Annotated in this window: 13 protein-coding genes and 1 pseudogene; 7 read left to right on the forward strand and 7 right to left on the reverse strand. The window is 67.0% G+C overall.

The features are described 5' to 3' along the window. Positions 1–10: 10 nt before the first annotated feature. The 3 genes from ACN0V4_RS19130 to ACN0V4_RS19140 all read left to right on the forward strand — a co-directional run bounded on the left by ACN0V4_RS19130 (position 11) and on the right by ACN0V4_RS19140 (position 5,056). The gene (locus ACN0V4_RS19130; protein ID WP_417679088.1) at positions 11–1,222 is read left to right on the forward strand and encodes an acetyl-CoA C-acetyltransferase; all 1,212 of its coding nucleotides are present in this window, start codon (positions 11–13) and stop codon (positions 1,220–1,222) included. 23 nt (positions 1,223–1,245) lie between these two features. Beyond that, on the forward strand, positions 1,246–3,447 hold the full coding sequence (locus tag ACN0V4_RS19135; RefSeq protein ID WP_417679090.1) for a 3-hydroxyacyl-CoA dehydrogenase NAD-binding domain-containing protein: 2,202 nt from the start codon (positions 1,246–1,248) through the stop codon (positions 3,445–3,447). Positions 3,448–3,601: 154 nt separating this feature from the next. Next, on the forward strand, positions 3,602–5,056 hold the full coding sequence (locus tag ACN0V4_RS19140) for a diguanylate cyclase domain-containing protein (RefSeq protein WP_417679092.1): 1,455 nt from the start codon (positions 3,602–3,604) through the stop codon (positions 5,054–5,056). A gap of 31 nt (positions 5,057–5,087) precedes the next feature. Here the strand turns inward: ACN0V4_RS19140 and ACN0V4_RS19145 are convergent, their stop codons facing one another. From ACN0V4_RS19145 to ACN0V4_RS19160, 4 genes are read right to left on the reverse strand one after another with little or no spacing between them, the layout of a single operon-like run. Further along, the gene (locus ACN0V4_RS19145) at positions 5,088–5,591 is read right to left on the reverse strand and encodes a periplasmic heavy metal sensor (RefSeq protein WP_417679094.1); all 504 of its coding nucleotides are present in this window, start codon (positions 5,589–5,591) and stop codon (positions 5,088–5,090) included. A 1-nt stretch (position 5,592) separates the two neighbouring features. Beyond that, the gene (locus tag ACN0V4_RS19150; RefSeq protein ID WP_417679096.1) at positions 5,593–5,985 is read right to left on the reverse strand and encodes a hypothetical protein; all 393 of its coding nucleotides are present in this window, start codon (positions 5,983–5,985) and stop codon (positions 5,593–5,595) included. Then, positions 5,978–6,622 (reverse strand): RNA polymerase sigma factor, encoded by a 645-nt coding sequence (locus tag ACN0V4_RS19155; RefSeq protein ID WP_417679195.1) that lies wholly within the window; start codon positions 6,620–6,622, stop codon positions 5,978–5,980. The genes ACN0V4_RS19150 and ACN0V4_RS19155 overlap by 8 nt, the downstream gene beginning before the upstream one ends. Before the next feature lie 22 nt (positions 6,623–6,644). Continuing rightward, entirely contained in the window at positions 6,645–7,235 is a 591-nt protein-coding gene (locus ACN0V4_RS19160; protein ID WP_417679098.1) for an EF-hand domain-containing protein, read from the reverse strand. A 161-nt stretch (positions 7,236–7,396) separates the two neighbouring features. Between ACN0V4_RS19160 and ACN0V4_RS19165 the strand changes: the two genes are divergently transcribed. Together ACN0V4_RS19165 and ACN0V4_RS19170 are read left to right on the forward strand one after the other, a co-directional pair. After that, positions 7,397–7,798, forward strand: coding sequence for a DUF983 domain-containing protein (locus ACN0V4_RS19165; RefSeq protein WP_417679099.1), 402 nt, complete (start codon positions 7,397–7,399; stop codon positions 7,796–7,798). A gap of 30 nt (positions 7,799–7,828) precedes the next feature. Then, positions 7,829–8,542 carry an NUDIX hydrolase gene (locus ACN0V4_RS19170; protein ID WP_417679101.1) on the forward strand — a complete coding sequence of 238 codons (714 nt, stop codon included), beginning with the start codon at positions 7,829–7,831 and terminating at the stop codon, positions 8,540–8,542. A gap of 3 nt (positions 8,543–8,545) precedes the next feature. Here the strand turns inward: ACN0V4_RS19170 and ACN0V4_RS19175 are convergent, their stop codons facing one another. Beyond that, positions 8,546–9,448, reverse strand: a complete 903-nt coding sequence (locus ACN0V4_RS19175) for an EamA family transporter (RefSeq protein WP_417679103.1) — start codon at positions 9,446–9,448, stop codon at positions 8,546–8,548. Positions 9,449–9,501: 53 nt separating this feature from the next. Further along, positions 9,502–9,753, reverse strand: coding sequence for a hypothetical protein (locus ACN0V4_RS19180; protein ID WP_417679105.1), 252 nt, complete (start codon positions 9,751–9,753; stop codon positions 9,502–9,504). Positions 9,754–9,782: 29 nt separating this feature from the next. Here ACN0V4_RS19180 and ACN0V4_RS19185 point away from each other — a divergent pair. Then, positions 9,783–9,932: pseudogene (locus ACN0V4_RS19185) on the forward strand (helix-turn-helix domain-containing protein); the annotation flags it as partial. 103 nt (positions 9,933–10,035) lie between these two features. On the opposite strand, the gene ACN0V4_RS19190 reads toward ACN0V4_RS19185, so the two are convergent. Beyond that, complete coding sequence (locus tag ACN0V4_RS19190) at positions 10,036–11,082, reverse strand: aldo/keto reductase (protein ID WP_417679107.1); 1,047 nt, start codon at positions 11,080–11,082, stop codon at positions 10,036–10,038. 300 nt (positions 11,083–11,382) lie between these two features. On the opposite strand from ACN0V4_RS19190, the gene ACN0V4_RS19195 reads away from it, so the two are divergent. Further along, entirely contained in the window at positions 11,383–12,606 is a 1,224-nt protein-coding gene (locus ACN0V4_RS19195; protein WP_417679109.1) for an MFS transporter, read from the forward strand. Positions 12,607–12,627: the final 21 nt, after the last annotated feature.

A 12,627-nucleotide genomic window follows, 5' to 3' on the forward strand; every position in this document is an offset into this window, starting at 1 on the left:
GGAGAAGACCATGACAGACGCCTATATCTATGACGCGCTGCGCACCCCGCGTGGCAAGGGCCGCAAGGACGGCGCCCTGCACGAGGTGACCTCGCTCAGGCTTTCCGCCCTGACGCTGAACGCGCTGAAAGAGCGCAACAATCTCGACGGTCACGCCGTCGAGGACGTGATCTGGGGCAATGTCACCCAGGTGATGGAACAGGGCGGCTGCCTGGCGCGCTCGGCCGTGCTGGCCTCGGATCTCGACCAATCCATTCCGGGGCTCGCCATCAACCGCTTCTGCGCCTCTGGCATGGAGGCGGTGAACCTGGCCGCCAACCAGGTCAAGGGCGGCGCCGGTGAGGCCTATATCGCCGGTGGCGTGGAAATGATGGGCCGGGTCGCCATGGGCTCGGACGGCGCCGCGATCGCGGTCGATCCCAGCCTGGCGATGGAGACCTATTTCGTGCCGCAGGGCATCTCGGCCGATATCATCGCCACCGAATACGGCTTTTCGCGCGAAGAGGTCGATGCGCTGGCGGTCGAATCCCAGCGCCGCGCCAAGGCTGCCTGGGACGCCAACCGTTTCGCCGGATCGGTGATCACGGTGCGCGACCAGAACGGTCTGGTGATCCTCGACCGCGACGAATTCATGCGCCCCACCACCGACATGCAGACGCTGGGCGCGCTGGCGCCGTCCTTCCAGATGATGGGCGAGCAGATGCCGGGCTTCGACAAGGTGGCGCTGCTGAAATACCCGCATCTGGAAAAGATCAACCACGTGCACCATGCCGGCAACTCCTCGGGCATCGTCGACGGCTCTGCCGCGGTGCTGATCGGCAACAAGGAATTCGGCGAGAAATACGGGCTGAAGCCGCGGGCGCGCATCAAGGCCACCGCCAAGATCGGCACCGATCCGACCATCATGCTGACCGGTCCGGTGCCGGTGACCGAGAAGATCCTCAAGGACAATGGCATGTCGATTTCCGACATCGACCTTTTCGAGGTGAACGAGGCCTTTGCCGCCGTCGTGCTGCGCTTCATGCAGGCCTTCGATATCGACGCCTCCAAGGTCAATATCGACGGCGGTTCCATCGCCTATGGTCACCCGCTGGGCGCCACCGGGGCGATGATCATCGGCATGCTGCTGGACCAGCTGGAGCGCGAGGACAAGGAAGTGGGTCTGGCGACCCTTTGCATCGCGTCCGGCATGGGCGCGGCCACCATCATCGAGCGCGTGTGAGCGTCGGAACGGGAGACAGGATCATGGCTGAATTTACGCTGACCCAAGACGCCGAGGGCGTCGCCACCATCACCTGGGACGTGCCGGGCAAGTCGATGAACGTGATGTCCTTCACCGGCCTGGCCGAGCTGGAGGCCTGCATCGACGACGCGCTGGCGGATGCCAGCATCAAGGGGATCGTCATCACTTCGGGCAAGGCCGGCTCCTTTGCCGGCGGCATGGATCTGAACCTGCTGGCCAAGATGAAGGAAGACGCCGGCGACGATCCGGCACGCGGGCTGTTCGACGGCATCATGCAGATGCATGCGCTGCTGCGGAAGATCGAACTGGCCGGCATGGACAGCAAGACCAAGAAGGGTGGCAAGCCGATCGCCGCCGCCCTGCCCGGCACCGCCGCAGGCATCGGGCTTGAGCTGCCGCTGGCCTGCCATCGCATCTTCGTGGCCGAGAACCCCAAGGCGAAATACGGCCTGCCGGAAATCCTCGTCGGCATCTTCCCCGGCGCCGGCGGCACCACCCGGATGGCGCGCAAGCTGGGGGCGATGGGCGCCTCCTCCTTCCTGCTGGAAGGCAAGATGGTCGATGCCAAGGCCGCCAAGGCCGCCGGCGTGATCGACGAGATCGCCGCCGATCCGGTTGCCGCCGCCAAGGCCTGGGTGCTGGCCGCCAAGGATGCCGATCTGGTGAAACCCTGGGATGCCAAGGGTTACAAGATGCCGGGCGGCGCCCCCTATCACCCGGCGGGTTTCATGACCTTCGTCGGGGCAAACGCCCTGGTGCACGGCAAGACCAAGGGCGCCTTCCCGGCCCCCAAGGCGCTGCTGTCGGCGGTCTATGAAGGCGCGCTGGTCGATTTCGACACCGCGCTTCGGATCGAGGCGCGCTGGTTCACCCATGTGCTGATGAACCCCTCCTCCTCGGCCATGATCCGGTCGCTGTTCCTGAACAAGGAAGCGCTGGAGAAGGGCGCGGTGCGGCCGAAGGACGTGCCCGACCAGACCGTCAAGAAACTGGGCGTCCTGGGCGCCGGCATGATGGGCGCGGGCATCGCGCTGGTCTCTGCCCAGGCGGGGATGCAGGTGGTGCTGATCGACCGCGACCAGGCCGCCGCCGACAAGGGCAAGGCCTATACCGAAGCCTTCCTCGACAAGGGGCTGAAGCGCGGCAAGGTCACCGCCGAGAAGAAAGAGGCGATGCTGTCGCTGATCACCGCCACCCCGGATCTGGAGCAGCTCAAGGGCTGCGACCTGATCATCGAGGCGGTGTTCGAGGATCCGAAGGTCAAGGCCGAGATGACCCAGAAGGTCGAGGCGATCATCCCCGAGGATTGCATCTTCGCCTCCAACACCTCGACCCTGCCGATCACCGGGCTCGCCAAGGCCTCCAAGCGGCCCGAGCAGTTCATCGGCATCCACTTCTTCTCGCCGGTCGAAAAGATGCTGCTGGTGGAGATCATCAAGGGCAAGGAAACCGGCGACCGCGCGGTGGCCAAGGCGCTGGATTACGTGCGCCAGATCCGCAAGACCCCGATCGTCGTCAACGACGCGCGCTTCTTCTACTGCAACCGCTGCATCATCCCCTACATGAACGAGGCGATGCGGATGGTGACCGAGGGCGTCTCGCCGGTGCTGATCGACCATGCGGCCGAACAGCTCGGCTTCCCGGTGGGGCCGATCCAGCTGACCGACGAGACCTCGATCGACCTCGGCGCCAAGATCGCGCGGGCGACCAAGGCGGCGATGGGCAATGCCTATCCGGAAAGCCCGTCGGACGATCTGGTGTTCTGGATGGAGGCCGATGGCCGTCTGGGCCGCAAGGCCAAGGCCGGGTTCTTCGACTATGACGAGAACGGCAAGCGGCTGGGCTATTGGAAGGGGATGGCGGACAAATATCCGCTGGCCGATCCGCAGCCCGATCTGATCGAGGTGCAGGAGCGGCTGATGTTCGCCCAGGTGCTGGAAGCCGTCCGCGCGCTGGAGGAAGGCGTGCTGATGGACATCCGTGAAGGCGACGTCGGCGCCATCCTGGCCTGGGGCTTCGCCCCCTGGTCCGGCGGCCCGCTGAGCTGGCTCGACATCATCGGCGCGCCCTATGCGGCCGAGCGTTGCGATCAGCTTACCGCCAAATACGGCGAGCGCTTCACCTGCCCGCCGCTGCTGCGCGAGATGGCCGAGAAGGGGGAGACCTTCTACGAGCGGTTCAACCCCGAGGCCAAGGCGGCCTGAGCCGGCCTGAGCCGCACCACACGGGTGACCTGACCCCGGACCCGGCGTTCTCCGAACGCCGGGTCTTTTCTTTGTCGGCGAGGGCCAGACGAAACCGTTTATTAACCAGAGCGCGCGAAGGTCATCCCGAAGCGCAGACGCGAAAGGCAGCGGCGTGCAAGGGACCATTCTGATCCTCGACGGTGTGGCGACCACCCGCATCATGCTGAAGGTGCAGCTTTCTGCCGCCTGGTATCGCGTGGTGCAGACCGGGCGCCTGACCGGTATCCTCCAGCTTGTCCGCAAGGTGCGACCCGATCTGATCATCACCTCGCTGTCACTGCCTGATGGCGACGCGCGCAGGCTGCCGCAGCTTCTGCGCCCCGACCCGCTGCTGGCGGCGATCCCGATCCTTGCCATCGTCGGCCAGAACGACCGTGCCGCGCGGCTGCGCGCGCTCGAGGCCGGCATGGACGAGGCGCTGTGCGAACCGGTCGACGACCGGCTGTTGCAGGCCCGTATCCGTGGCCTGATCCGGTCGGGCTTCAGTGCCGAGGAAATGGATCTGGCGACGGCGCCGGTGCCCCTGAACGGCTATACCCCGCAAGGCATGGCCGATCCCGCCCGCGCCTATGTGCCGCCGCCGACGCGGGCGCGGGTGGTGCTGCTGAACCGCCGGGAGGAGACCGCGCAGCGCTGGCGGACCGCCCTGGCAGAGGAGTGTCACCACCACCGGATCGAAAGCCAGTTGATCGGCGACATGCAGGGGCTGTTCGGTGGCCAGGAGGGCCCCGACGCGGTGGTGGTGGAGCTGACCGCGGACAGCGACGACACCGGCCTGGGCCTGCTGGCCGATCTGCGCGCGCGCGGCGCCACCCGCGACATCGCGGTGATCGCCGTGCCCGAACCCGCCACCCCCAGGCTGGCGGCAGAGGCGCTGGACCGCGGAGCCCATGACGTGCTCGCCAACGGTTTCGACGCGGCCGAACTGGGGCTGAAGCTCGACGCGCAATTGCGCCGCAAGGAACGTTCAGACCGGATGCGCGCCACGCTGCGCAACGAATTGCGCGCGGCGGTGCAGGATTCTATGACCGGGCTTTACAATCGCCGCTATGCGATGCCCCGACTGGCCGAGATCGCGCGAGCCGCGGCCGAACAGGGGACCGGCTTTGCGGTGATGCTGGCCGATCTCGACCATTTCAAGCAGATCAACGATCAATGGGGCCACCCGGTCGGCGATGCCGTGCTGATCGAGGCCGCCCGCAGGCTGCGCGCAGCGCTTGCCCCCGGTGATCTGATCGCCCGCATGGGGGGGGAGGAATTTCTGATCGCCCTGCCCCGGTGCCGCCCCGAAGAGGCGGCGGACTTGGCCCGCCGGCTTTGCGCGGCGATCCAGTCGACGCCCTTCCGTGCCACCGGCGCCGATGCCCCGATCACCATAACGGTCAGCATCGGGGTCGCCCTCGGCGGGTCGCAAGAGGGGCCGCGTCATCCGGTGCTGCCCTGCTACCAGGATCAAGACCCGGCGCTGGCGCTCAGCCGGCTGATCCGGCGGGCCGACCGGGCGCTCTACACGGCCAAGCGCAGTGGCCGCAATCAGGTGATGTTGGCGCATCCCGCCGCAGCCTGAGCGGCGCGACGACGGCGAGGCGCCCGAAAGCTCAATCTCGCTCGGGCGGCGGCGGCGCGCGACGCTCGTCCTGGCGCTGCAGCGCCTCCTGCAACCGGTCGGCATATTGTGCCCGCTCGGCCTCGGTCATCGCCTTCACCCGGGTCAGCCAGGCGTTCCGCATGGCATCGGCGAAGTCTGCCTGCCGGGCGGCATCCCGGGCGATGAAGGCCTCCAGCGGCGTCGGATCGAAGGGCACCGCACGCAGCGCGGCATCCAGCTCGGCCGCCTCGGCCCGGCGACGGGCATCGCGGCCCTCGCGCGTTTCCCGATCGCGGTCGCGCAGCATCTTGCGATCCTCACGCGGCAATTCGCGGAACATCAGCGCCCCCAGCGGCATCGGCGGCCGGACCCGATCGGGCCTGTCGCCGAAGCGGATGGCCGCCCCCACCGCCAGCCCCGCCACGGCGAGGTTCAGCGCCAGCGAGACGCCCAGAAGCAGCCGCAGCCAAGGCCGCATCCGGGGCGGCTTACGATTGGTGTCGGTCTCGGTCATCTCAACCCTCCTCCTGCAACAGGGTGGACAGCACATAGCTGCCGTCCAGAACATCAACGTCGGTCTGCGGCTGGCTTTGCTGCACCACCAAGCCCAGCGGATCGGGCAGGAAATTCGGCGGCGACACCCCGAGCCAGACCCCGGCGGCACAGGCCACCGCCATGCCGCTGAGCGCCGGCCAACCGCCCAGCGCCCCCCAGAGCTGCGACAGCAGCCCCCCGGAGCCCGAATTCGCTATCCCATCGGCGACCAGCGGTCGCGCGAAACCGGCCTGAACCATCGCCGCATCCGCCCGCATCCTTTCGGCCAGGCCCACGGGCATGATGATCGTTTCCTGGCGGGCGGCGGCGAAGAACGCATCCAGCCCGACGTCCTCTATCTGTTTCTCAGCCATCGCTATACCCCAGTTTCTCGCGCTCCCCGGCCAAGGCCGCGGCAAGCGCCCGCTTGCCCCGGGCGATCAGACTTTCGACCGCCTCGACGCTGATTTCCATGATCCCCGCGATTTCGGGGTTCGAAAGCTCTTCGATGTGGCGCAGCACCACCGCCTGCCGCTGACGATCCGGCAGGGTCATCAGCGCGGCCTGCAACGCCTCGGCGCGGGCGCCCTCCTGCATCTGCTCGGGCGCCCCCAGCGCGGGATCCGATGGTTCGGGCACATCGTCGAGCCGATCCAGCCCCGCCCGCGCCCCGCGCCGCTTGCGGTCGAGACAGAGGTTCATCGCCACCCGATACACCCAGGTCGAAACCTGCGCCTCTCCCGGGCGCCAATCCGGCGCCATTTTCCACAGCCGCATCATCGCCTCCTGGGCGACATCCTCGGCCTCGTCGCGATCGCCCAGCACCCGCATCGCCACCGCATAGGCCCGCGGCCCCAGCCGTGCCGTCAGACTGCGCGCAGCCAGGGGATCGCCATTGGCGAAGAGCACCAGCAAGGCGTCATCGGACAAATCCTTGTCCTCTGAGGCGACGGCCGCCGCCCCGCCCTGAGGCGAAGCGGCGCGTCCACGCCCGGCCCGGGGGCCAAATATACTCCCGATCCGGGTCACAGGGTTAGTTGTTGCCCTGTTGCGGTGTCGACGGCGTCAGAGCGCCCCGGCCCGACCCGTCGCAATCCCCGCTCATGCGCTTGTGCTGCATCATCTGCCCGCCGTTCGGTCCCATCGCCTTTTGCATATGCTGCTGCATCCGGGCCTGCGCATCGTCGAATTCCTGTTTCGAAAGGCTGCCGTTGTTATCGGCATCCGCGCGCGAGAACATGCGGTCCATCATGTCGTCGGTGCCTCGCGGCCCCTTCATCTCGTCCGGGCTCAGCGCGCCATCGCCATTCTCGTCCATCTGCTTGAACATCTGGGCGGCACGCGCATCGGCACGCTGGCGGGCCTGCGCCTGCATCTCGTCCAGGCTGATCGTGCCATTGCCGTCGGTATCGACAGCCTTGAACCGTGCCTGCGCCTGGGCCTGCATCTCGTCCTTGGTGATCTGGCCATCACCATTGGCGTCCAGCTCTTCGAAGGACATCCGAGGCCCCATCCCCGGCCCCATGCGGGAGCCGTCCATCGGCCCTTGCTGGGCCAGAACCGCACCGGCGGCGACAGCGCCTGCTGCGATGACGAGTCCTGCGATGAAATGACGGTGTTTCATATCTGTCTTCCTTTCGCTGACCGACGGCCCCTTGCCGCCGTTCATATCCTTCAAACGGGGCCGAAGGCAAAATCCGTCGCAGAAAATTCCAGGTTTCTTTTCTCCCCCGGATTTGCGAGGCTGCTCTCCGGCTCGTCCGCGGGCCTTCTGGGAGGAAGACAATGCACGATCAGACCATTTCAGCCGAGGCCACCGACAACGAACGCCCGTTCTGGCCATCGCTTCGCCGGGGTTTCTTTGGCCGCTGCCCCTGCTGTGGCGAGGGGCGGCTGCTGCACAGCTATCTCAAGGTGCGGGATCGGTGCGACCACTGCGGCGAGGTCTATCGCCACCATCGCGCCGACGACGGCCCGGCCTATCTGACCATTCTGCTGGTCGGCCACCTCATGGCGCCCCTGCTGTTGATCGTCTTCGAACTCTACCGGCCTGAGCCTATGGTGCTATTCTCCATCTTTGCAGTTGGCTGTCTGGCGCTGTCGCTTTACCTTCTGCCCAGACTGAAGGGCGCGGTGGTCGCATTCCAATGGGCGCGGCGCATGCACGGGTTCGGAGAGGCGAGCTGACCCTTCCGCAAGTTCAAGAGGAGGGGAAAGATGACCGAAACGACCAAACCGCTGGACAAGAGTGCGGTGCGCAATGCCGCCACCGTGATCGTGCTGCGCGACCGGCATGACAAGCCGGCGATCCTGATGGGCCAACGCGGCGCCCAGGCTGCCTTCATGCCGAACAAGTTCGTGTTCCCGGGCGGCGCCGTCGATCCCGACGACGCCCGGGTGCCGCTGGCCGCGCCGCTGCCGTCGCTGTGCTTCAACCGGCTGGCGGACAACGCCCCGCCGGGCATGCAATCGGCGCTGGCCGCCGCCGCCATCCGCGAGCTGTGGGAAGAGACCGGGCTGATCCTGGGCCGCCCGGGCACCTGGCCGGGGCTGGTGCCCGCCGACTGGACCCGCTTTGCCGCCACCGGGCACATTCCTTCGGCCGAGGCGCTGCAATTCGTGTTTCGCGCGCTGACCCCCCCGGGTCGGCCGCGCCGCTTCGACGCGCGGTTCTTCCTGGTCGATGCCGCCGCGATCCAGGGCGACCTGGACGATTTCGCCCATGCCTCGGACGAGCTGTCGCACCTGCAATGGATCCCGCTCAACGACGCCCGCCGCTTCGATCTGCCCTTCATCACCGAAGTGGTGCTGGCCGAGATCGCCGGCCGGGTGCGCGAGGAAGCGCCGCCCGCATCGGTTCCCTATTTCCGCAACAGCGACGAGGAAAGCCTGTTCCTGCGGCTGCACGGCCACCCGATGCCCGAGAGCTGAGGCTCAGATCGCGAGCACCAGCGCCAGGATGGACAGGCCCAGCAGCCCCATCCCGGCAATCTCGCGCCGGCTGATCCTTTCCCGAAAGACCAGGATCGAGGCCAGAAGACTGAGCAGCAACTCCACCTGACCCAACGCCTTCACATAGGCGGCATTCTGCAATGTGAAGGCCAGGAACCAGCAGAACGACCCGCCCAGGCTGGTGAGCCCGACGAAAACCGCAGTGCGCCGCGCCGCCCAGACCGCGCGCAGCTCTGCCCGGTCGCGCCACAACAGCCAGAGCCCCATCGACAGCATCTGGAAGGTGACGACACAGGCCAGAGTCACCCCGGCACGGAACACCGGATCCGGCGTATCGAGTTCAAGCGAGGCGCCGCGATAGGTCACCGCCGAGACGGCGAACAACACGCCCGAGCCCAGCCCCAGCGCCGAGGCGCGGTTGGTCAGATGCCGCCACCAGGCGCCGTCGCTGCCGGGCGGCTTCGACAGCACCAGAACCGCGCTCAGCCCCAGAAGGATCGCCACCCAACCGCCCAGGCTGACCCTGTCGCCCAGGACCAGCAGCCCGACGATGGCGGTCTGGATCACCTCGGTTTTCTTGAAGGTGATGCCGACGGCGAAATTTCTCTGCTTGAACAAGGCCACCACGCAAAGCGTGGCGAGGATCTGGGTGGTGCCGCCCACCACAGCGAAGACCCAGAACCGCAGATCAAGCGCCGGCAGGCTGCGCCCGGAAATCGCCAGATAGGCTCCTAGAACCAGCAGAACCAGCGGCGCCGAATAGACAAAGCGCGAGAAGGTCGCGCCAGCGACCGACAAGCGGCTGCCGCTCAGCACCTTTTGCAACATGAAGCGCACGGTCTGAAAGCTGGCCGCGGCGAGGGTAACGGGAATCCAGAGAGCCATGCCCCTCTATGCGCCCAAATCGCGATGCCGGCCAGAGCCGCCGTCCGCAAAAATTATCGACCCGAAATCAACGCGGTTGCCCGACGATCCGCCCCCCTCGGCCACGGGGAGCGCCAAATGGGCCCTCGCGATCCGCGGCGCGGGATCAGCGGCCCCCGCGTCTCGAGATTGACGTCGATCAGCATATGTTCCCCCGTCGCCAACAGCTCATCGCCGCGCCAGATCTGGTGGAACAGGCGCATCTTCTTGCCCACCCCCATCAGCCTGGTCCAGGGCCATTCCAGCGCCGGGCCGAATTGCGCCATGAAATACCGCCGCGCCCAGCACCCAATGCCTGAGCCTGCGGCTGGCCGAGGCAAACCGCCTGGTCACCGACAGCGACATGCCGCTGATAGAGGTGGCGCTGGCGACCGGCTTCTCCTCAGCCGCCAGTTTCGCCCGGGCCATCCGCGCCGCCCATAGCAAGCCGGCCCGCGCCCTGCGCGCGGGATATGACCGCGAAATCCGGGCCCTCCCGGGCCTTCTTCTCTGCCCAAATACTCCCGCCGGAGGCATGCCGCGCCAGCGGCATTCCCCGCTCGCGGCGATCAATAGGGCATCGGATGGGCGCGATGGGCCTGGTCGATCTCGCCCAGAACCTCTTCGCTCAGGCTCACCTCGACCGAGCCGAGGATGCGGTCCAGATGCTCCAGCCGCGTCGCCCCGAAGATCGCGGTCGCCATAAAGGGACGGGTCCGGCACCAGGCCAGGGCCAGATGCACCGGATCGAGCCCGTGGCGTTCGGCGATGCCCATATAGGCCTCGACCGCGGCCTCGACATGGGGCGACTTGCGCCCGCCCATGTCAGGCACCAGCGACATGCGCGATCCTTCGGGCACGGCGCCATCGCGATACTTGCCGGTCAGATACCCAGCGGCGAGCGGCGAAAAGGCCATCAGCCCGACGTCCTCGTAGGCCGAAAGCTCTGCCAGATCGGTGTCATAGAGCCGGCAGAGCAGCGAATATTCGTTCTGGATGGTGGCGACGCGAGGGCCACCGATCTCCTCCGCCAAGCGCAGCCACTGCGCGGTGCCCCAGGCGCTTTCGTTCGAGAGACCAAAATGGCGGATATTGCCGGCCTTCACCTGTGCCTTCAGCGCCTCGAGACAATCGACCATGTTGTCGATCACCGCCGCCCGGTCGCCGCCCGAGGGATCATAGGTCCAGTTCCTGCGGAACATGTAGCTGCCGCGATTGGGCCAGTGGAACTGATAGAGGTCGATCACATCGGTCTTCAGCCGCTTGAGCGAGCCCTCGATGGCCCCGGCGATGGTCTTCGACGAGATCGGCGCCCCGTCGCGCGCCACCATGGAGCCTTCGCCGGAATGCTTGGTGGCAAGCACGAATTCCGGCCGCCGGCCCGGATTGGCGGCGATCCAGTCGCCCACGATCGCCTCGCTGTGGCCCATCGTCTCTTTCCGCGGCGGATTCACCGGATACATCTCGGCGGTGTCGATGAAGTTGATCCCGGCCGCCAGCGCCCGGTCGATCTGGGCATGCGCCTCCTCCTTCGGGGTCTGGTTGCCATAGGTCATGGTGCCAAGGCAGAGTTCCGAGACCATCAGGCCAGTGCGACCCAGCGGGTTCATCTTCATCGCGCGGTTCCTTTTGAGGAAATGGGAAACATGTCGGGCCGGACCCTAGCGGGCTGACCGATGGGGGCAATCGGAAACCGGCACGACAGCGGCGAGTTTCGAGACCGACGCCGTCACGGCAGGCCCTTGGCGCGAATATTTCGGCACAGAAGGCGCTTACGAGACCCGACAACCGCTTGGCAACGAGAGCCGGACGGCGGGGGCCGGAGGGAAAGCGCGGGCGCCATCTGCGGCGCCGGCGACAGAAGCTGTCGCAAAACCGCTCGACATCGCGACGGATGCCGTCAGTCTGGGCGGACCATGCAATTGATCCTGTCCTTTTCCGCCCTGTTCCTGTCGATTCTTCTGCTGCAGCTTTCGACCGGGGGGGTCAGTCCGCTCGATGCGCTATCGGGATTATCATTGGGTTTTTCCACCGCCGAGATCGGCATCCTCGGGTCGTCGCACTTCCTGGGCTTCTTCGTCGGCTGCTGGTGGGCGCCACGGCTGATGGGCACCGTCGGGCATTCACGCGCCTTCGCCGCCTTCACCGCCGCCGGCGCCATCGGGCTTTTGGCGCATATGCTGGTGATCAGCCCCACGGCCTGGGCGCTGATGCGGATGGCCTCGGGGCTTTGCGTCGCGGGCTGCTATACGGTGATCGAGGCCTGGCTGCAGGCCAAGGTCACCAACGAGACGCGCGGCCGCGCCATGGGCACCTACCGGGTGGTCGACATGAGCGGCTCGCTCTTGGCGCAGCTTCTCATCGGCGTGCTCGCCCCGGCCGATTACGTCTCCTACAACATTCTGGCGATCCTCTGCTGCGCGGCGCTGCTGCCGCTGACCCTGACCCGCGAAGCCCAGCCCGAGACGCCGCTGGCGCCGCGGCTGCGGCCCGGTCTGCCGCTGAGCCGCTCGCCGCTGGCGGTGGCCGGGGTTCTGGTGGCGGCGCTTTCCTCCTCCGCCTTCCGGATGGTGGGGCCGGTCTATGGCCAGGAGGTCGGGCTGAGCACCGATCAGATCGCCACCTTTCTGGCCGCCTTCGTGCTGGGCGGCGCCTTGGCGCAATATCCCGCAGGCTGGCTGGCCGACAAATTCGACCGCCGCTGGGTGCTGATCTGGCTGTCGGTCGCGACCATCGGCGCCTCGGCGATCACCATCGCCGCCGACGGTTCTGGAACGTGGGGGGTGATGGGGTCGGCCTTCCTGTTCGGGCTGACCAGCTTTCCGATCTATTCGGTGGCCGTCGCCCATGCGCATGATTTCACCGAGACCTCGGAGCGGATCGAGCTGTCGGCGGCGCTGATGTTCTATTTCGCGCTCGGGGCGATCGCGGCACCCTATACCGCCTCGCTGCTGATCGGCGCCTATGGGCCTTCGGCGATGTTCCTGCTGATCTCGGCTGCGCATGTTCTGCTGGTCATCTTCGGCCTCTGGCGGCTGCGGGCCCGGCCGGCCGAGCGGCGAACCCGCTATATCTACAGCCCGCGCACCTCTTTCCTGATCGGCAGGCTGACCGGGCGGCAACGCGACCGCGACCAATAGGCGCGGCGCGCCCCTTAGACA

This window comes from Pseudodonghicola sp. (assembly GCF_048268305.1).
In the GTDB taxonomy this organism is placed as follows: domain Bacteria; phylum Pseudomonadota; class Alphaproteobacteria; order Rhodobacterales; family Rhodobacteraceae; genus Pseudodonghicola.

Bases quoted from the DNA above. Each gene is read 5' to 3' on its own strand.
- ACN0V4_RS19160 (WP_417679098.1), bottom strand. From the start codon at position 7,235: ATGAAACACCGTCATTTCATCGCAGGACTCGTCATCGCAGCAGGCGCT.
- ACN0V4_RS19195 (WP_417679109.1), top strand. From the start codon at position 11,383: ATGCAATTGATCCTGTCCTTTTCCGCCCTGTTCCTGTCGATTCTTCTG.
- ACN0V4_RS19145 (WP_417679094.1), bottom strand. From the start codon at position 5,591: ATGACCGAGACCGACACCAATCGTAAGCCGCCCCGGATGCGGCCTTGG.
- ACN0V4_RS19190 (WP_417679107.1), bottom strand. From the start codon at position 11,082: ATGAAGATGAACCCGCTGGGTCGCACTGGCCTGATGGTCTCGGAACTC.
- ACN0V4_RS19130 (WP_417679088.1), top strand. From the start codon at position 11: ATGACAGACGCCTATATCTATGACGCGCTGCGCACCCCGCGTGGCAAG.
- ACN0V4_RS19180 (WP_417679105.1), bottom strand. From the start codon at position 9,753: ATGGCGCAATTCGGCCCGGCGCTGGAATGGCCCTGGACCAGGCTGATG.
- ACN0V4_RS19170 (WP_417679101.1), top strand. From the start codon at position 7,829: ATGACCGAAACGACCAAACCGCTGGACAAGAGTGCGGTGCGCAATGCC.
- ACN0V4_RS19175 (WP_417679103.1), bottom strand. From the start codon at position 9,448: ATGGCTCTCTGGATTCCCGTTACCCTCGCCGCGGCCAGCTTTCAGACC.
- ACN0V4_RS19135 (WP_417679090.1), top strand. From the start codon at position 1,246: ATGGCTGAATTTACGCTGACCCAAGACGCCGAGGGCGTCGCCACCATC.
- ACN0V4_RS19165 (WP_417679099.1), top strand. From the start codon at position 7,397: ATGCACGATCAGACCATTTCAGCCGAGGCCACCGACAACGAACGCCCG.
- ACN0V4_RS19150 (WP_417679096.1), bottom strand. From the start codon at position 5,985: ATGGCTGAGAAACAGATAGAGGACGTCGGGCTGGATGCGTTCTTCGCC.